General features: G+C 69.0%; 12 protein-coding genes, 1 tRNA gene and 1 pseudogene. 12 read left to right on the forward strand and 2 right to left on the reverse strand.

The features are described 5' to 3' along the window. From fdxH to ABLE93_RS02835, 7 genes and pseudogenes are all read left to right on the forward strand, one after another. The gene (gene fdxH, locus ABLE93_RS02805) at positions 1-942 is read left to right on the forward strand and encodes a formate dehydrogenase subunit beta (protein WP_348837775.1); all 942 of its coding nucleotides are present in this window, start codon (positions 1-3) and stop codon (positions 940-942) included. Beyond that, entirely contained in the window at positions 939-1,649 is a 711-nt protein-coding gene (locus tag ABLE93_RS02810) for a formate dehydrogenase subunit gamma (protein ID WP_348837776.1), read from the forward strand. Before fdxH ends, ABLE93_RS02810 begins: the two co-directional genes overlap by 4 nt. Before the next feature lie 79 nt (positions 1,650-1,728). Beyond that, positions 1,729-2,658, forward strand: coding sequence for a formate dehydrogenase accessory protein FdhE (gene fdhE, locus ABLE93_RS02815; protein ID WP_348837777.1), 930 nt, complete (start codon positions 1,729-1,731; stop codon positions 2,656-2,658). Positions 2,659-2,666: 8 nt separating this feature from the next. Further along, on the forward strand, positions 2,667-4,097 hold the full coding sequence (selA, locus tag ABLE93_RS02820) for an L-seryl-tRNA(Sec) selenium transferase (RefSeq protein ID WP_348837778.1): 1,431 nt from the start codon (positions 2,667-2,669) through the stop codon (positions 4,095-4,097). Between the two features lie 535 nt (positions 4,098-4,632). Then, complete coding sequence (locus tag ABLE93_RS02825; protein WP_348838467.1) at positions 4,633-5,361, forward strand: tetratricopeptide repeat protein; 729 nt, start codon at positions 4,633-4,635, stop codon at positions 5,359-5,361. Beyond that, a pseudogene (gene selB, locus ABLE93_RS02830) lies at positions 5,362-7,233 on the forward strand (selenocysteine-specific translation elongation factor); the annotation flags it as partial. Between the two features lie 87 nt (positions 7,234-7,320). Next, a tRNA-Sec gene (locus ABLE93_RS02835) sits at positions 7,321-7,416 on the forward strand. Positions 7,417-7,528: 112 nt separating this feature from the next. Here the strand turns inward: ABLE93_RS02835 and ABLE93_RS02840 are convergent. Beyond that, entirely contained in the window at positions 7,529-10,117 is a 2,589-nt protein-coding gene (locus ABLE93_RS02840; protein WP_348837779.1) for a PAS domain S-box protein, read from the reverse strand. A 387-nt stretch (positions 10,118-10,504) separates the two neighbouring features. Here ABLE93_RS02840 and ABLE93_RS02845 point away from each other — a divergent pair, with 387 nt between their 5' ends. The 5 genes from ABLE93_RS02845 to ABLE93_RS02865 are packed head-to-tail and all read left to right on the forward strand — an operon-like array spanning position 10,505 to position 15,976. Continuing rightward, positions 10,505-11,734, forward strand: coding sequence for an ABC transporter substrate-binding protein (locus ABLE93_RS02845; RefSeq protein WP_348837780.1), 1,230 nt, complete (start codon positions 10,505-10,507; stop codon positions 11,732-11,734). Positions 11,735-11,792: 58 nt separating this feature from the next. After that, positions 11,793-12,752 carry a branched-chain amino acid ABC transporter permease gene (locus ABLE93_RS02850; protein WP_348837781.1) on the forward strand — a complete coding sequence of 320 codons (960 nt, stop codon included), beginning with the start codon at positions 11,793-11,795 and terminating at the stop codon, positions 12,750-12,752. Next, complete coding sequence (locus tag ABLE93_RS02855; RefSeq protein ID WP_348837782.1) at positions 12,752-14,515, forward strand: branched-chain amino acid ABC transporter ATP-binding protein/permease; 1,764 nt, start codon at positions 12,752-12,754, stop codon at positions 14,513-14,515. Before ABLE93_RS02850 ends, ABLE93_RS02855 begins: the two co-directional genes overlap by 1 nt. After that, on the forward strand, positions 14,502-15,209 hold the full coding sequence (locus ABLE93_RS02860) for an ABC transporter ATP-binding protein (RefSeq protein ID WP_348837784.1): 708 nt from the start codon (positions 14,502-14,504) through the stop codon (positions 15,207-15,209). The genes ABLE93_RS02855 and ABLE93_RS02860 overlap by 14 nt, the downstream gene beginning before the upstream one ends. 29 nt (positions 15,210-15,238) lie before the next feature. Beyond that, the gene (locus tag ABLE93_RS02865; protein ID WP_348837785.1) at positions 15,239-15,976 is read left to right on the forward strand and encodes a cyclase family protein; all 738 of its coding nucleotides are present in this window, start codon (positions 15,239-15,241) and stop codon (positions 15,974-15,976) included. Positions 15,977-16,019: 43 nt separating this feature from the next. Here ABLE93_RS02865 and ABLE93_RS02870 read toward each other — a convergent pair whose 3' ends face one another. After that, positions 16,020-17,510 carry an aldehyde dehydrogenase gene (locus tag ABLE93_RS02870; protein WP_348837786.1) on the reverse strand — a complete coding sequence of 497 codons (1,491 nt, stop codon included), beginning with the start codon at positions 17,508-17,510 and terminating at the stop codon, positions 16,020-16,022. Positions 17,511-17,706 lie beyond the last annotated feature (196 nt).

A 17,706-nucleotide genomic window follows, 5' to 3' on the forward strand; every position in this document is an offset into this window, starting at 1 on the left:
ATGTTTCCTCCGATTCCGAACCCCACCACCGCCCCGGTGGCGCCCAAGATGGGCGATGCGGACCTGATCCGCCGTTCGGCCTCCGGCGCCCCGTCGAAGGTCGAGTTCAAGGAGCCGGTGGCCAAGCTCATCGACGTGTCGAAGTGCATCGGCTGCAAGGCATGCCAGGCGGCGTGCCTCGAATGGAACGAGCTCCATGAGGAGATCGGCACCTTCAACGGCTCCTACACCAACCCGCCGGACCTCACCCCGGCGTCGTACACGCTGATGCGCTTCACCGAGTGGGTGAACCCCGAGACGGACAATCTCGAATGGCTCATCCGCAAGGACGGCTGCATGCATTGCGCCGATCCGGGCTGCCTTAAGGCCTGCCCGGCGCCCGGTGCCATCGTGCAGTATTCGAACGGCATCGTGGACTTCGACCACGCCAAGTGCATCGGCTGCGGTTACTGCGTGAAGGGCTGCCCCTTCAACATCCCGCGCATCTCGCAGGTGGACCACAAGGCCTACAAATGCACCCTGTGCTCCGACCGCGTGGCGGTCGGCCAGGGCCCGGCCTGCCAGAAGGCGTGCCCCACCCAGGCCATCGTCTTCGGCACCAAGACGCAGATGAAGGAATGGGCCGAGGGCCGCATCAAGGACCTGAAGTCCCGCGGCTACAAGAACGCGGGCCTCTATGACCCGCCCGGCGTCGGCGGCACGCACGTGATGTACGTGCTGCAGCACGCCGACAAGCCGTCGATCTATGCAGGCCTGCCGGACAATCCGCGCATCAGCCCAATCGTCGAGGCGTGGAAGGGCGTGACCAAATATGTCGGCCTCGGCGTCATGGGCTTCGCCGCCCTCGCCGGCGCCCTGCACTATCTCGTCAACGGCGCCAACAAGGTGACGCCGGAAGATGAGGCCAATGCCGAGAAGCTGACGCAGGGAGGGCGATCGTGAGCGCACCCTATGACGTCGAAACGGGCGACGCGGTCCATCCGGGCCGCCCGGTTCAGGTGGACCGCTACACAGTGGGCGCCCGAATCAACCACTGGATCACGGCCATCAGCCTGATCCTGCTGGCGATTTCGGGCCTCGCCTTGTTCCACCCCAGCCTCTACTTCCTCACCGGGCTGTTCGGCGGCGGACAGATGACGCGCACCATCCATCCCTGGATCGGCGTGGTGCTGTTCTTTTCCTTCGCCGGCATGTTCCTGCGCTTCTGGAAGGCCAACCTCTGGAAGAGCGAGGACGGCACGTGGATGCGGCGCATCCGCGACGTGATCGCAGGCCATGAGGAGAAGCTGCCCGAGCTCGGCAAGTATAATGCCGGCCAGAAGCTCGTGTTCTGGGGCATGAGCCTGCTCATCATGATCTTGATCGGCTCGGGCCTCGCCATCTGGAACGCCTATTTCGCCAACTGGACGTCCATCGAGCAGCAGCGCATCGCTCTCCTCGTCCACGCCGTGGCGGCGGTGGCGATCATCTGCGTGTGGATCGTCCACGTCTATGCGGCGATCTGGGTGAAGGGCACCATCGGCGCCATGACGCGGGGGCAGGTCACCGGCGGCTGGGCATGGCGGCACCATCGCAAGTGGTTCCGCGAGCTGGTCAGCACGTCCAAGACCGGACGCGGGTCCGGCACGCGGGGGACTCCCGCCGAATAGCTGCCGCTGTATAATCAGGTCCCGGCCGCCCGGTCGCGGCCGGGGCGTGCACGTGACCCGTGAGGTTCGTGAGGTAATGATGTCGCGTCCGTCCGGCCCGCCTTCGGCCATCATCCCCGATCCCTCCGTGCTGGAGGGGGTGAGCGCCCCGGTCTTCGCCTATCTTCCCGACCCCTCCACCCTTTTCGCCCGCCGCGCCGCGCGGCTGCGCCATCTCGCGCCCGGCCATCCGGTCGGGGCCTATCTGTCCTTTCTCGCCGGCCTGTGCGACGCCCAGCACGCCGCAATTGCTGCAACGCCCGAGCCCGAGGCGACGGACCCCGCCCAGGTGGACCGCGCCCGCGCCAACGAGATGCCCCCTCTCGACCGCAGCCGATTCACCGCAGACGGCGCGTTCGACAGTCTTTTCGACCGCCTGCTCAGCGAAGCGGCCGCCGTTGAGATGCCGGCGCAGGCCGCCGACAATCTGGCGCGCGTGCGCAGCCAATCCGCCGCGGCGCGGGGCGAGATGATCCGCAACGTGCTCGCCACCTCCATCCCCGAGGCCGAGCTCGGCGAGCACCTGTTCGTCGCCGCGGCACTGCAGGCCCATTTTGTGCGTCTTGCCGCCGCCCTCGATGCCGCGCGGCTCGTTCCCGTCGGCGACGGGGTGTGCCCCAGCTGCGGCGGGGTCCCCGTGGCGAGCCTCGTGGTGAACTGGCCCTCGGCCGCCGGGGCGCGCTATTGCGCCTGCGCCCTGTGCGGCACGCTGTGGAACTACGTGCGCGTGCGTTGCACCGCCTGCGGCTCCACCGGCGGCATCGCCTATCAGGAGATGGAAGGCGGCAACGGGGCGGTGAAGGCCGAGACCTGCGACACCTGCCACGCTTACAGCAAGGTGCTCTATCTCGCCCAGGACGACGCCCAGGACCCTGTAGCCGACGACGTGGCGAGCCTCGGCCTCGACCTGAAGCAGAAGGAGGGCCCCTACCGCCGCGCCGCCTTCAATCCCTTCCTGCTCGGCTATTGAGGCGCGCCATGACCCAGGCGGCCGCCCGATCCGACGCCCTCACGCCGCTCCGGCTCCTGCCGGCGGTGGATCAGGTGCTGAAGGCGGAGGCCGCCCGCGCCGCGCTGGAGCGTCACGGACGGCAGGCGACCACCGCCGCTGTCCGAACCGCGATCGACGAGCGCCGCGCCGCGCTGCGGGCCGGCGCCGGTGGACCGGCGAGCGCCGAGGAGATCGCCGCCGCCGCCCTCGCCCGGCTCGACGCTGCGGCCATGCCGAGCCTCAGGCCGGTGTTCAACCTCACGGGCACGGTGCTCCACACCAATCTCGGCCGGGCGGTGTTTGCCGAGGAGGCGGTGGCGGCCGCGACGCGCGCCATGCGCAGCGCGGTCGCGCTGGAATACGACCTCGACGGCGGCCGGCGCGGCGAGCGCGACGACCATGTACGAAACCTCATCTGCGAGCTGACGGGGGCAGAGGACGCGACCCTCGTTAACAACAATGCGGCGGCGGTCCTGATTGTTCTCAACACCTTGTCCCAGGGCCGGCCGGCGGTGGTCTCCCGCGGCGAGCTGATCGAGATCGGCGGCGCCTTCCGAATGCCGGAGATCATGCGCCGGGCCGGCGCGGAGCTGTGCGAGGTGGGCACCACCAACCGCACGCACGCGCGGGATTATCGCGATGCGATCACCCCCGCGACCGGGCTGATCTTGAAGGTGCATACCTCCAACTACCGCATCGAGGGCTTCACCGCGGAGGTGCCGGCGCGCGAGTTGGCGCAGATTGCCAGTGCCGGCGGCGTGCCCCTCGTCAACGACCTCGGGTCCGGCACGCTCGCCGATCTCGCCCGCTACGGGCTCGTGCACGAGCCCACGGTGAAGGAAGCGGTGGCGGAGGGCGCGGACATCGTCACGTTTTCCGGCGACAAGCTTCTCGGCGGTCCACAGGCCGGCTTCATCGTCGGCCGGCGGGAGCTGGTGGCGCGCATCAACAAGAATCCCATGAAGCGGGCGCTGCGAGTTGACAAGGTGCGCCTTGCCGCCATCGAGGCCACGCTGCGCCTCTACAGCGATCCCGACCGCCTCGCCGAGCGCCTGCCCACCCTGCGCTATCTTACGCGGTCCGCCGAGGACCTCGCCGCGCAGGCGGCCCGGCTTGCGCCGCTTTTGGCTCCTATCCTTGGGGCAGGCTTCAGCATTCAGCCTGAGCCTTGCCGCAGCCAGATCGGTTCCGGCGCGCTGCCGCTGGAGACGTTGGCCGGGGTCGGGCTCGCCATCCGCGCCCGCGACGGAAGCGGCGGCCGCATCGCACGCCTGGCGGATGCGCTCCGGCGATTGCCTGTACCGGTGATCGGGCGCATTGACGATCAGGCTCTGGTGCTGGATTTGAGGTGCCTTGAGGACGAAGCGGCGTTTGTCGCGTCGGTGACCGCTTTGGAGGGGGCACATGAGTTGGCTTGATCGCCTGAAGGGCAAGGGGGGCGCGCCGGACGACCCGCGCCGCCCCGGCAGCGAAACCGAGCGCCCCGAGCCGGCACGGCCCGAGCCGCCGGCTCGGCCCATGCCGCGCATGCCGCGTGCGTCGGATCGCCGTCCGCCTGGTGACGCCGAGGTGGATCTCGATGCATTGCTGGGCGACATCGCGAGCGGGCTTGCCCCTGCCCGGCCGCCGGAGCGGCCCGAGCCGGGCCTGCCCCGTCGCCCGCGCCTTGAGGATCGGCTGCGCGAGGACGATCCCTTCGCGCCGCAGCGGCCGGCGGCCCCCGCCCCGTCGGCTCCCGAGCCTCGCGCGCCGACCCCGGTGGCCGTCGAGCCGCCGCGAAAGGTGGAGGTTGCGCCCGCCGCAGCGGTGAGCTTCGAAGAAGAGCTGTTCGCGGCCGCGATCCAGGCGGAGCCGCCGCCGACGGACGTCGAGGAAGCGCCGGAACCCCCTCCCGCGGAGGAGCCCGCCTTGCCGGAAGAACCGGCGCCCGACAGCCGCCCGCCGGATGAGCAGATGGCGGCAGCGCTCGCCGCCGCCACCGCCGGCGACTATGAGACCGCCCTCTCCATCTGGGAGCCTCTCGCCCGCGCGGGCAACGCCCGGGCGCAGAACAATATCGGCGCCTGCTTCGTCGACGGTCTCGGCGTGGAGCAGGATCTGGACCTCGCCCGGCGCTGGCTGGAGCTCTCCGCCGAGGGCGGCGATCCGGTGGGCCGGCGCAACCTCGCCACGCTCTTCTTCAAGGGCGACGGCGTGAAGCAAGACTACGCCCGCGCCGCCGACCTCTATCGCGCCGCGTCGGAGGATGGCGACGGACCGGCGCAGGACATGCTGAGCTGGATGTTGCTGGAGGGCGAGGTGGTGCACCCCGATCCGACCGAGGCCCGGCGCTGGGCGCTGGCGGCGGCCGACCAGGGCATCGCTTCGTCCATGACCCGTCTCGGCATGATCGCCCACAACGCCCTCGGCATGGAGCGCGATGCGGTGGAGGCGGCCCGCTGGTGGCGCAAGGGTGCCGAGGCGGGCGACGCCGACGGACAGGCCATGCTCGGCGCTGCCTACCATTTGGGCGCCGGCGTACCGCGAGACCGGATCGCGGCCTTCGCCTGGCTGGTGCGCGCTCGCACGGGCCACAGCGCGCTGGCTGACCGCTTCTTCGATGCGGTCCGCGCGACGCTCACGCCCGAGGAAGAGTCGGCCGCCCTGCGCCGGGCGGCCATCCCACTGGGGGAGCTGCCCTAAGTGATCATCGGCACGGCCGGACACATCGACCACGGCAAGACCACGCTGGTGCGGGCTCTCACCGGTGTCGATACCGACCGGCTGAAGGAGGAGAAGGCCCGCGGCATCTCCATCGACCTCGGTTTCGCCTATCTGCCGGTGTGCGATGAGGTGCTCGGTTTCGTGGACGTGCCTGGCCACGAGAAGTTCGTCCACACCATGCTGTCCGGCGCGAGCGGCATCGACTTCGCCGTGCTGGTGGTGGCGGCCGACGACGGGGTTATGCCGCAGACCCGCGAACATCTTGCCATTCTCGACCTGCTGGGTGTCTCGCAGGGCATTGTCGCCCTTACCAAGGCCGACCTCGCCGACGATGCCCGCGTCGCCGCGGTTACGGCCGAGATTCGCGCGCTGCTCGCACCCACCGGCCTCGCCGGGGCGCCGATCCAACCCGTAGAGGCCGCGCGCGGCGAGGGCATCGCCGAATTGCGGGACGCCCTCGTGGCGGCGGCCCATGCCCTCGGACGGCGGGCCGGCGGCGGACGCTTCCGCCTCGCGGTGGATCGCAGCTTCACGCTCTCCGGCGCCGGAACGGTGGTGACGGGTACGGTCCTTTCGGGCAGCGTCCGTGTGGGGGATCGGGTGACGGTGAGCCCGACCGGCCTTTCCGCCCGCGTGCGCTCCATTCATGCCCAGGACCGGGTCTCGGAGATTGGCATCGCCGGCGACCGCTGCGGCCTCAACCTCGCCGGGGACGCCATCAGCAAGGAAGCCATCGCCCGCGGCGACGTGGTGCTCGATCCCCTGCTCCATGCGCCCGCCAACCATATCGATGCCGAGCTGAAGGTCCTGCCAAGCGAGCCCAGGCCGCTCTCCCAATGGCTGCCGGTGCGGCTGCACCATGCCGCGCGGGAAGTGGGCGCGCGTCTGGTCCTGCTCGGCGACCCCATCGCCCCCGGCGGCAGCGGCAAGGTGCAGTTGGTGCTGGAGGCGCCCATCGCCGCTGCGGCGGGCGACCGTTTCGTCATCCGCGACACCTCTGCCCAGCGCACCATCGGCGGCGGGTTCTTCCTCGACCTGCGCGGCCCCCTGCGCAAGCGCCGCGCACCCGACCGCCTCGCTCAGCTTGACGCCATGGCCGCGCGCGATCCGGCGGAGGCGCTCGCCCGCCTGCTCGCGGTGCCGCCTCATTACGTCGATCTCGACACCTTCGCCCGCGACCGCGCGCTGGCGGCGGACGAGGTGGAGGCGCTCGTCGCCACGCTCGACCTGAAGCGCCTGGCTGCGGGTGGCACAACGCTCGCGCTCACCGCGACGCGCTTTACCGATCTGAGCGCTCAGATCATCGCGACGCTCGATGCCTTCCACGCAGAAAATCCCGATCTGCCGGGCCTCGGCCGCGAGCGGCTGCGTCTCGCGCTGGTGCCGCGCCTGCCCGCGCAGGTCTTCCCCTCGGCGCTCGCCGGCCTGCCGCCGGGTCTCGTGAAGCTTGAGGGCGCCTGGGTGCGGCGGGCCGGCTTCCAGGTGCGCCTCACCGCTGCGGACGAAACCCTGTGGACCACGATCAAGCCCCTCCTCGAGGGCATCGAGCGCTTCCGCCCGCCCCGCGTGCGCGACATCGCCGGCCTGCTCGGGGTGCCGGAGGCCAATGTGCGGCGGCTGCTCAAGCTTCTCAGCCGTCTGGGTCGGGTTGACGAGGTAGCGCACGACCATTTCTTCCTGCGCCCGGTGGTGGCGGAGATGGTGGCGATCCTCACCCGCCTGTCGGGCGAGCGCATGAAGCTGGAATTCACCGCCGCCGCCTTCCGCGACGAGATCGGCAGTGGACGGAAGGTGGCGATCCAGATTCTCGAATTCTTCGACCGCCATGGCGTAACCTTGCGCCGTGGCGACCTGCGCCGCATCAATCGCTTCCGGCTGGACCTTTTTGCCGGCGCAGAGCTTGAGGCACAGGAGCATTCAGCCGCGGTTGCGCCGCGGGGAAGAGAAGCGTCCCTGGTGGGGCGTCCGGACTTCAAATCCGGGAGGGGCCGCGAGCCGGTCCTTGGTGGGTTCGACTCCCACTCTCTTCCGCCAAATCGCGGGGGATCCGCGGGCGCCGCGAGTCCGCCCGCCCTGGGGGGAAAAAAGGCGGACGGCTGCCCGCCGTCGTGACGCGGGCCCTCGCATCGTCCTTAGCGGATACGGCTCACGAGGCCGGCTCGCTCTGCTCCGAGAAGACGACCACCTGCGAGCGGCCGGCGCCCTTCCCGCGATACATGGCGGAATCCGCCCGCAGGATCAGCGTCTCCGCGCTCACGCTCTCGTTTGTGGCGACCGCTACCCCGATTGAGGCGGAGATGGACGCCTCGCCCTGCTTCAGGTGGAAGGGCTGGCGCAGTCCGTTGAGGATCTTTTCGGCGACGGTGGTCGCACCGACTGCGCCGTCCACGGCGGGAAGCAGCACGACGAATTCGTCCCCGCCGAAGCGCGCGACCGAATCTTCGGAGCGCAGCGCATCCGAGATCCGCTCAGCCGCGAGGCGCAGCAGTTCATCGCCGGCGCCGTGGCCCCATCGGTCGTTGACCTGCTTGAACCGGTCGAGGTCGATGAAGAGCAGCGCGACGGCGGTGTGGGCCCGCCGACTGTGCGCCAGGGCCTGGTTGGCGCGATCGAGGAGCAGCGTGCGGTTCGGCAGTCCGGTGAGCCCGTCGAAGTTCGCCCGCCGCCAGATCTCCTCTTCCTGCTTCTTGCGCGAGGTGATGTCCGAGAGGAGCGTGACGTAGCCGGAGAGAGTTCCGTCCGCCCGCACGATGGCGCTGATGACGGCGCGCTCCACGAACAGGCTGCCATCCTTGCGCCGGTTGGTGATCTCGCCCTCCCAGACGCTCCTGCCCTCCAGGCTCTCGAACATCTCGCGGAAAAACCCCGCCCCGTGCCGGCCGGAGGACAGCACCTTGGGCTGCCGCCCCAGGATCTCGTCCTGGCCGAACCCGGTGATCTCGGTGAAGGCCGGATTGATGCGCACGACCCTGCCGTCGGCGTCCGTCACCATGATGCCCTCGGCGGCGGCCTCGAACACGCGCTCGCTGATGAGCGCCGCCTCCTCCAGTTGGACTACCTTCGTGATGTCCGAATAAGTGAGGATGGCGCCCATGGTCTCCTGGCCGTCGCCAAAGCTGAAGCGCCGCCCGTTGATGTTGATCCACGTGCGCCGCCCCTCTGGGTCGAGCACGAAATAGAGCTCGTCGTGGATGTCGGCCGAGAGGCACCGCATGGACGGCCGCTCCTCCAGGCTCAGGCGCCGCCCGTCGCGATGGTACATATCGAAGGAGCGTGAGACGAGCGCATCGGCATCCACATGCATGAGGCGAAGCGCCTGCTCGTTCCACCCGGCGATGGTGCCGTGCCTGTCAATCACCATCACGCCGGCGGGCATGGCCTCGAAGATCGTGCGATAGCGTGCCTCGCTCTCGCTGAGGCGCCGCTCCAGCTCGAAGCGGCTGGTGACGTCGTGGATGATGGAATAGAGCGCCTTGGTGCCGCCGAACTGCACGGGGCCGGGGAACACTTCCACCATGCGGATCTCGCCCGAGGCGAGCCGATGCGGGAAGATGAAGGAAGTGCCCTCGCCCTCCGCCACCGCCGTCATCAGGCGCGAAATCTCCTCCTGCGGCCGGCAGTTGATCTGGAAGAGCGTCATCCGGCTCAGCTGCTCGCGGCTGTAGCCGTAGAATTCGGCGGCGGCCGTGTTTGCCGCCAGGATCCGCCCGTCCCTCGGATCGGAGACCAGCTTGACGGAATGGTTCTGGTTGAACAGGGCGTGGTAGAGCGCCTCCTGCTCGACGAACCGTGCGTGGTGGCGCACGTCCCTGAGCGATAGAAGGATGAGGCCGGCGGTGAGCAGCACCATGGCTAGGGTGCCGATCACATTGGTGCGGCGGTGCGCTTTGATCGCCTCGTTCAGGGGCGCCATCAGATCGGCGATCGACAGGCCGACCACCGTCACCACCGGCTGCTCGCGCAGGTGGGTCCACGCATAGATGCGCTCGATATTCTCCTGGCTGGAGACCGCGGTGAAAATACCGGCGGGCGGCGCATCCGCCGTCAGGAACGGCCGGCTGGCGACGACGCGCCGTCCCACGACGCCGTCGATGCCGCTGCTGCGCGCGATGTAACTGCCCTCCGGCAGATGGATCGCCGCGACCACGTCATTGGCGCCGAGGCCCACGAGCGCGAACTCCCTCGACAGATATCGCGGCGACACCAGCAGGCGGATGACACCGGCAAACCCCTCGCTCGCCATCAGCGGTCGGGCCAGAGGCACGCTCCAGTGGCCGGGGCGTTCATCGGGCACCGGCACGCCGACGAGCAGCGCATCGTCGGCACCGGAGCGCCGCATCGCCTGGAACTCGGCCGTTGCCGCAATGTTGGGGGGCGCAGGTGCAACGCCGCTGGTCGCGACCAGCTTCCCCTCCGCGTCGTAGATGGTGAGCTGGGCGTCCGCGAGCGGAGGCAGCAGCGCCAGCACCTGCGCCGCCGAGACCTGGAAGTCGGTCGGATCCTGGACGAAATCGCGACGCGCATGCTGCAGCAGAAAATCGGTCGCCCGCAGGGTGGCCGCAAACTGCTCCCGCGTCGCGTCGCTGAGCTGGCTGGCGCGAAGGCGCGCATTCTCGAGCACCACGGCCCGGGCGGTGCTGAACGAATATTCGAGATAGACCCAGTAAGATGCGACCAGCACCACAAGTGCAATGGACGCCGCGATGATCCGGGCAAAGCTCAGTCTTGCGCGCATCAGGGTGGGTCCAGTGAGGGCGGAGCGGGGGGCAGCTCTAGCCAAGTTTTTGTGGCTGCGCAGTTCGGAAATTCAAGCGCTGCGCCGGCATTCCTTTACGTCGCGTAGGTGAGCATGCCTAGCATTAGGTGGGACGGGCCATCGCTCTGCCCTTACCCCGGTATCGCTAGACCCTCATCAACAGCTTTTTTAAGCATCGACCGATATCCAGCCGTTCAGAGCTTGGCGCTTTCGTCGGCCCGCGGCACCAGAATGCCACGAGGTTATACTATAATCCTCAATTATTATGAGGACGCATAGTCTGGTTGCCCTAAGCTGCCGCCGGCATCGAACAATCTAAAACGCCAATAAAATCAAACAATAATCACAGTCGGGAGAAAACGCGCCATGATTGGCCTGCGCTGTTTGCAACGCGCCCTTATTCTGGCCGGCGGACTGGCAACGCTGCCCCTGGCGGGGGCCGCGCTTGCCGAGGATCTCAAGATCGCGCTCATCGCGCCGGTCTCCGGCCCCATGGCCCGCCAGGGCGACCTGATGCGCAAGGGCGCCGAGCTCGCCATCGAGGACATCAATGCCGCAGGCGGCATCAAGGCCCTGGGGGGCGCCAAGCTCGCCCTCGTGGTCGAGGATGCCGGCGACAAGGTGGAGACCGCCAAGAACGCCGCCCAGCGCCTCGTCGCCAACCGCGCCGGCGTCGTCGCCGGCACCGGCTCTTGGAGTTCCTCGCTCACCCTCGCCGTGACCGAGGTGACAGAGCGCGCGGAGCTGCCGTGGCTCACCTTGTCCTACGCCGACCAGATCACCGACCGCGGCTTCAAGTACGTGGTCCAGACCGTGCCGGTGGCGAGCCAGCTCGCGCTCAATTCCATGCCCACCGTGCTGGACATGGCGCAGGCAGCCTCCGGCAAGCGGCCCACCAAGGTCGCCATCATCTCCGACAGCACGGCGGCCTCGCAGGCCTTCGTGAAGCCGCTGCGCGAGGGCGGCTTCGAGAAGCTCGGCGTGACCGTGGTGGCGGACGAGGTGTTCACCCCGCCGCTCACCGACGCCACCGCCATGGTGCAGAAGCTGCGCGCCACCAAGCCGGACTTCATGCTGTTCTATTCCACCAGCTTTCCCGACGCGAAGCTGGTGCTCACCAAGATGAACGAGTTCGGCCTCGGCAAGGGCAAGCTGCCGGCCGTCACCGTTGGCGTGCAGCTCGCCAGCCCCGAGATGCTCAAGGCCGTGGGCCCGGAGCTGCTGGAAGGGCTGATCGTGGTGGCGCCTAACTGGCCTTCGAAAGCGCAGGAAGCCGCGCTGCCGGGCCTGACGAAGCGCAGCGGTGAGCCGTGGCTCGGGCAGGACACCATCAGCACCTACGGCGACGTCTGGCTGGTGAAGGACGCGCTGGAGCGCGCCGGTTCCGCCGACGGGGCCAAGGTGATGGCGGCGCTTCGCGCCACCAATCGCGCCGACGGGCCGGCGGACTATTACCTCGGCGATCATGTCGCGTTCGACGACAAGGGCCGCCGGATCGGCGGTGCCGTGGGCCTCGTGCAGTGGCAGGGCGGTATGCCCTACCTGATCTGGCCGAAGGAAGACGCCGTCCGCACGCCGCTCTGGCCGAAATCGTGAGACCCGGGCGGCGGCCCGCAGCCGCCGCCCCCGGCCCGCTCGAACGAGGCGAATGCTTATGCCTTTCTCCCCACCCGGCCTCGAAGCGGTCCTGCAGGCCGTGGCCACCGGCCTGCTCGTGGGCTCTACCTACGGCCTGATGTGCGTCGCCCTCGGGCTGATCTTCGGCATCATGCGCCTCATCAATTTCGCCCAGGGCGACTTCCTGATGCTGGGCATGTATTTCGCGCTGGCGATCCTGTCGGGGCTCGGCCTCAGCTCGCTCATCGGCTCGCTGCCCGCCCTCATCCTGGCCGCCCTCGCGGCGGTGCCGGTGTTCTTCGCCATCGGCTGGCTCATGCATCTGGCGCTGCTCGGCCGCATCGGCCGGGACCGGCCGGGCATGACCGAGGGCGAGGTGCACCAGACCCAGCTCATCATGACTCTGGGCATCTCCCTCGTGCTGTCCAACGGCGGGCTGATGGTGTTCGGCTCGACTCCGGTGTCGCTCAATACGCCGCTGGCCTCGCAGGCGGTGGTGCTGGACAGCTTCGGCGGCGACATCCTTGTCTTCCTCAACGAGGCGCGGATTCTCGCCGCGGTGGCCGCCCTCGCCGCCTCCTGCGGCCTCTACGCGCTGCTCCACCGCACCGATCTCGGCAAGAAGCTGAGGGCCGCGGCGGACAATCCGCTGGCCGCCACCTATATGGGCATCGACGTGGCGCGCTGCCATCGCGTCACCTTCGGCCTCGGCTTCGGCCTCACCGCCCTCGCGGGCACCATGGTCGCCACCTACTACCCGTTCCAGCCCTACGTAGGGCTCGACTTCATCATCGTCATGTATGCCGGCGTGGTGCTGGGCGGGCTCGGTTCCATCATGGGCTCGTTCTGGGGCGGGCTCGTCATCGGCCTCGTCCAGCAGATGTCGACCCTCGTCCTGCCCATGCAGCTCCAGGGCACCACGGTCTTCGTGGTCTTCCTCCTCATCATGCTGGTCCGCCCGCAGGGGCTGTTCGGCCGCAGCGTGGAGCGCGCCTGATGTTTTCCCAGCGCCCGCGCCTCGCCTATATCGCCATCTGCGCCCTCGTCGCCGCCTATGGCTGTGCCATCCTCTTCACCACCAACTCCTATTACCAGCTGATGCTCGCGCTGGTGCCGGTGTGGGCGGTGATGGGCCTCGCCTGGAATCTCTTCTCCGGCTACAGCGGACTCGTGTCGTTTGGCCACGCCGCCTTCTTCGGCATCGGCGCCTACACCACCACGCTGCTGTTCGCCAAGGCCGGCGTGACGCCGTGGATCGGCATTCCGCTCGCGGCGGTCACGGGCAGCCTCGCCGGCATCATCATCGGCGCCATCACCTTCCGGCTGCGCGGGCACTACTTCGCCCTCGCCATGCTCGCCTACCCGCTGGCCATGCTCTACGTCTTCGAATGGGCGGGCTTCCAGGAAGTGTCCCTGCCCATGAAACGCGAGAACGCCGCGCTCTACATGCAGTTTTCCGACCCGCGCTGGAACGCGCTCATCGGCCTCGGCCTCCTGGTGCTGGCGCTGCTGGTTTCGCTGAAGGTCGAGCGCTCGCGCTTCGGCATGTCGCTGCTCGCCATCAAGCAGAACGAGATCGCCGCCCAGGTCGCCGGCATCGACGCCTTCCGCTGGAAGCTGAAGGCCATCGCCCTCTCCGGTGCGCTGGCGGGGGCCGCAGGCGGCTTCTACGCCGTTATCCTGCTGGTGGTTACGCCCAACACCGTGTTCGGCCTGGCGACGTCCGCGCAGGCCCTCATCGTCACCATGTTCGGCGGCGTCGGAACGCTTTGGGGACCGGTGGTGGGCGCCTTCCTTCTGGTGCCGGCCTCGGAGATCCTGCACGCCGAGCTCGGCGGCAAGCTGCCGGGCATCCAGGGCGTGGTGTTCGGCATCGCCATTATCCTGGTCATGATGAAGATGCCCCAGGGCATCGCCTGGGCGGTGCGCGACCGCTTCCTGCCCCGGCGGGGGCGGCCGGCTCAGGCCGTATCCGCTTCAGCAGTGGAGCGGCTCGCCACACCCTTCGTGCTGCCGCCGCATGCGGCCATCATGCTGGAGGCGGAGGGCATCTGCCGCAGCTTCGGCGGGGTGCGTGCCGTTGCCGACGTGAGCTTCCAGGTGCGGACCCAGGAGATTCTCGGCATCATCGGGCCCAACGGCGCCGGCAAAACCACCCTTTTCAATGTGCTGAACGGCCTCGTGACGCCTGATCGGGGCGCCATCCGGCTGAGCGGGCGGGACATCACCGGCCTTCCGCCCAGCCGCATCTGCGCCCTCGGTGTCGGCCGCACCTTTCAGGTGGCGCGCGTCTTCGCGCGCATGTCGCTGGTGGAGAATGTCGTGGTCGGCGCCTTCGTCGGCACAGCCACCGATGCCGAGGCCGCCGAGCGCGCCCGCGAGGCGCTGGGGCGGGTCGGCCTCGGCGCGCTTGCGGAGGCCCCCGCCGAGGCGCTGACCAATTGCGAGCTGCGCCAGCTGGAGGTGGCCCGCGCCCTCGCCTCGCGGCCGCGGCTGCTGCTCATGGACGAGCCCTTCGCCGGGCTCGATGCCGGCGAGGTGCGCGCCTTCATGAGCCTCATCCGCACCCTGCGCGACGACGGCCTGACCATCGTCATCATCGAGCACACCATGCACGCCATGGTGAAGCTGGTGGACCGCTTCGTGGTGCTCGACCACGGCAGCGTCATCGCCGACGGCGCGCCCCAGGACGTGGTGCGCGACCGGACGGTCATCACCGCCTATCTCGGCGAGAAATGGGTGCCCGATGCTGTCGCTTGAAGGCGTGAGCGTGCGCTATGGCGGGCGCACGGCCCTGTGCGACGTCGATCTCGACGTGGCCGAGGGCGAATTCGTCACCATCATCGGGCCCAACGGCGCGGGCAAGACCACGCTGATGAAGGCCATCTCCGGCGTCGTGCCACTGGCGTCCGGCGTGGTCCGCCTTGCGGGCAACGACCTCGCACCGGTGCCGGCGAGCCGGCGGCCCCACCTCGGCCTCGCCCATGTGCCGGAATACAGGCAGGTGTTCGCCAACCTGTCGGTGATCGAGAATCTCGAACTCGGCGCCATGCCGCTGGCCGATCGCGCCCGGCGGGCGGAGAATATCGAGCACGCGCTGATGCTTTTCCCGGTCCTGCGGGAGCGCGCGCACCAGCTCGCCGGCACCCTCTCCGGCGGACAGCAGCAGATGGTGGCCATCGCCCGCGGCCTCGTCTCTTCGCCCCGCGTCCTGCTGTTGGACGAGCCGTCCATGGGGCTAGCCCCGAGCGTGGTGGATGCCATCTTCGAGCGCATCGCCCACGTCCATCGCGAGACCGGCCTCACCATCGTGCTGGTGGAGCAGCGGGCGGTAGAGGCGCTGGAATTGTGCTCGCGCGCCTACGTGCTCTCCACCGGCCGCGTGGTGGCGAGCGGCACCGGCCGCGAGCTGATGCGCAACGAAGACGTCAACCGCGCCTATCTCGGGGCCTGACCCCTTTCGGCCCTTCCCGGAGACCAACCATGTGCGACGCATGCCTGAAACCGATGACCGGCTGGCACGGCTTCATGGAGCTTCCCGCGCGGCGGCCGCTGTCGGCGACGGGGGACTGGGTCAGCCTGTCCCACCCAGTGGGTCCCGCCATGCCCTGCGCCTCAATCTTTCCGGCGCCGAGCTTCGAGCCGATCCGCCGGGTGCCGCAGGACCCGTTCAACGTCACCGAGATGCGCCTCGTGACCCACGCGGGAACCCACGTGGACTCACCCCGCCATTTCTTCAACGACGCCCCGGCGTTCGATGACATTCCGCTGGAGCGCCTGTGCGGGCCGGGCGTGGTGTGGCACCTGCCGCAGCCGCCCGATGCGGTGATCGGCGTCGGCGAACTCCAGCGCGCCCGGCCGCTGCTCCAGCCAGGCGACATCCTCGCCATCGACACCGGCTGGGCGGCGCGGGTCGGCACCCCGCTGTATGAGCGGCATCCGAGCCTGTCGGTGGAAGCGGCGCGCTGGCTGGTGGCGCAGCGCATCAAGCTCTTCGCCTGCGACTTCGCCACGCCCGATCTCGTCTATCACCTGCGCCGGCCCGGCTTCGACTGGCCGGTTCACCGCGCACTGCTCGGCAACGGCATCCTCGTCTGCGAGCATCTGACCGGGCACGCGGCGTTCGCCGGACAGCGGGTCGAGTTCGTGTTCGGCGCGCTGGAGATCGAGGGCGGCGACGGCGCTCCGGCGCGGGTTCTCGCCCGCACCATCGCCGACTGAGGCGCCTCACGCCGGCGGGAAGGAAGGCGCGCCGCCCCTCCCCTTACACCCGGACGGCGAACGGGTCGCGCACGTCGTCGGAGAAGTCGATCATCACGTTCTTGGTGCGCACGAACTCATAGAGGCCCGCCTCGCCGCGCTCGCGGCCGAAGCCGCTTTCCTTGACACCGCCGAACGGAGTCTGTGCCGCGCTGGCCCGATAGGTGTTCACCCACACCATGCCGGAACGGATCGCCCGGCTGACCCGGTGCACACGGTTGAGGTCGTTCGTCCAGATGCCCGACGCGAGGCCGTAGCGCACGTCATTGCCGATGGCGATGGCCTCCTCCTCGGTGTCGAAGGGCAGGATGGACAGGACCGGCCCGAATACCTCTTCCTGCGCGATGCGCATGGTGTTGCGCACATTGGCGAAGATGGTCGGCTTCACGAACAAGCCGCGGGCGAGGTCGCCGTCCCGCGCCGCCTCGCCGCCGGCCACCAGTTCCGCGCCCTCGGACTTCGCCGAGTTGATGAAGTCGAGGATGAGGTTGAACTGCGGCTCGTTTGCCGCCGTGCCCATCTCGGTCTCGGGGTCGAGAGGATCGCCGAGGCGGATGCGGCCGGCGCGCTCAACAAGGCGGCTCACCATCTCGTCATAGACCGGACGCTGCACCAGCAGGCGCGAGCCGGCGATGCAGGTCTGCCCCGTCGCGGCGAAGATACCCGCCAGCGCGCCCACCACAGCGCGGTCGATGTTGGCGTCGGCGAACACCATGTTGGGCGACTTGCCGCCCAGCTCCATGATGACCGGCACCAGCGCCTTGCCCGCGGCGGCCGCCACCTTGCGGCCGGTGTGGCCGCTGCCGGTGAAGGACACCTTGTCCACCCCCGCGTCGATGAGCGCCTGACCGGCGCGCCCGTCGCCGGTGACCACGTTGAACACCCCCGGCGGGAAGCCCGCCTGCTCCACCAGCCGGGCGAATTCCAGCGTCGTCACCGAGGCGTGCTCGGACGGCTTCACCACCACGCAATTGCCCGCCGCCAGCGCCGCCGGTAGCTTGTTGGCGAGCAGTGCCATGGGCGAGTTCCAGGCGGTGATGAGCCCCACCACGCCCAGCGGCTCGTAGGAGGCGTAGTCGAACACGTTCTGCTGATCGAGGGGGATGACCCGGCCCCAGATCTTGTCGGCATAGCCCGCGTAGAAGCGATAGATTCGGGCCGAGAACAGCATCTGCGGCCGGGTCTCGCGGATCACCTTGCCATTGTCGGTGCTCTCAAGCCGAGCCATGCGGTCGGCGTTCTCCTCCAGAAGCTCGGCGAGGCGCAGGAGGAGCCGGCCGCGCTCGAGGCCGCTGGTGTCCCGCCAGGTGGAATCGAAGGCGCGCCGCGCCGCTGCGACAGCAGCCTGCACGTCTGTGGCACTCGCCTGGGACACCAGCGCCCACGGCTCCTGGGTGAAGGGGTTGTAGGTGGGGAAGGTCTCGTCGCCCCCTGCCGGCGTCCAGCGACCGTCAATATATAGCTGGTACGTCTTGAGCTGGCCGACGGCGTTCATTCCGTATCTCCCTGAAGCCAAAGAGTAGCGCGCGGTGTCGCGGCGCGTTACCGTTCGGGCCAGACGCTAGAAGCGGCGGGCACGGGCGAGAAATAAAATCTGTCCGGCCCGGGATGCCGGCATCGCATACTGACACCCCGCCCCACCATGCAGCTGACGTATACTGAAGGCCGTTTCGTCATTGTCGCTGGATAAT

The sequence above is a fragment of the Xanthobacter pollutisoli genome (assembly GCF_040044995.1).
Taxonomy (GTDB): Bacteria; Pseudomonadota; Alphaproteobacteria; order Rhizobiales; family Xanthobacteraceae; genus Xanthobacter.

Coding starts and splice junctions, on each gene's coding strand:
- fdhE (WP_348837777.1), top strand. CDS start 1,729: ATGTCGCGTCCGTCCGGCCCGCCTTCGGCCATCATCCCCGATCCCTCC.
- ABLE93_RS02860 (WP_348837784.1), top strand. CDS start 14,502: ATGCTGTCGCTTGAAGGCGTGAGCGTGCGCTATGGCGGGCGCACGGCC.
- fdxH (WP_348837775.1), top strand. CDS start 1: ATGTTTCCTCCGATTCCGAACCCCACCACCGCCCCGGTGGCGCCCAAG.
- ABLE93_RS02870 (WP_348837786.1), bottom strand. CDS start 17,510: ATGAACGCCGTCGGCCAGCTCAAGACGTACCAGCTATATATTGACGGT.
- ABLE93_RS02855 (WP_348837782.1), top strand. CDS start 12,752: ATGTTTTCCCAGCGCCCGCGCCTCGCCTATATCGCCATCTGCGCCCTC.
- selA (WP_348837778.1), top strand. CDS start 2,667: ATGACCCAGGCGGCCGCCCGATCCGACGCCCTCACGCCGCTCCGGCTC.
- ABLE93_RS02845 (WP_348837780.1), top strand. CDS start 10,505: ATGATTGGCCTGCGCTGTTTGCAACGCGCCCTTATTCTGGCCGGCGGA.
- ABLE93_RS02850 (WP_348837781.1), top strand. CDS start 11,793: ATGCCTTTCTCCCCACCCGGCCTCGAAGCGGTCCTGCAGGCCGTGGCC.
- ABLE93_RS02865 (WP_348837785.1), top strand. CDS start 15,239: ATGTGCGACGCATGCCTGAAACCGATGACCGGCTGGCACGGCTTCATG.
- ABLE93_RS02825 (WP_348838467.1), top strand. CDS start 4,633: ATGGCGGCAGCGCTCGCCGCCGCCACCGCCGGCGACTATGAGACCGCC.
- ABLE93_RS02840 (WP_348837779.1), bottom strand. CDS start 10,117: ATGCGCGCAAGACTGAGCTTTGCCCGGATCATCGCGGCGTCCATTGCA.